The sequence below is a fragment of the Agrobacterium sp. MCAB5 genome, assembly GCF_052114365.1.
Taxonomy (GTDB): domain Bacteria; phylum Pseudomonadota; class Alphaproteobacteria; order Rhizobiales; family Rhizobiaceae; genus Agrobacterium; species Agrobacterium tumefaciens.
On record NZ_JBFREP010000274.1, the window covers coordinates 1 to 435 of the forward strand.

General features: G+C 58.4%; 1 protein-coding gene. It reads right to left on the minus strand.

Going from position 1 to position 435, the window contains the following annotated elements:
* Nucleotides 1–246, minus strand: a 246-nt coding sequence (locus AB4Z23_RS28600; protein ID WP_441361322.1) for a hypothetical protein, incomplete at its 3' end; no start/stop codon positions are given.
* Nucleotides 247–435 lie beyond the last annotated feature (189 nt).

Sequence of the window (435 nt, forward strand, 5' to 3'; positions counted from 1 at the left end):
GCCCTCGAATGTGTCCGGGTCGGCCCCGCATAACAGCAGGAAAAGCTGCTGGTGAGCGACGGCGGCGAAATAGTCATGTGGCGGGGGCTGTATTTCCGAGCCAACGGCCTGGAGTTCCTCGGCGGCCTGTTTGCTGGCGCGCTCAAGCGCTGCGTGAATGGTGGCCATCATCGCCGCTTCCGTCCGTTCCAATATATCCTGAACTTGCTGCTCAGCCGGTGTCAGAACCGGGCAACTCTCACTCATCGAACGTCTCTCCTATCGGTGCGCCATTTAGCTCACCGATACTATCGCATGGATTGTGTCGGCTTTGCGGGAAAGACTAGATCGCAGTGTTGAAACTACACTCAATAGCTGATCGCCATGCCGGATTCGGTGGGGCAAAACCACAATCGACTGGCGCGCATGGGCAAACGGGTCAGCAGTGCCTCAGCG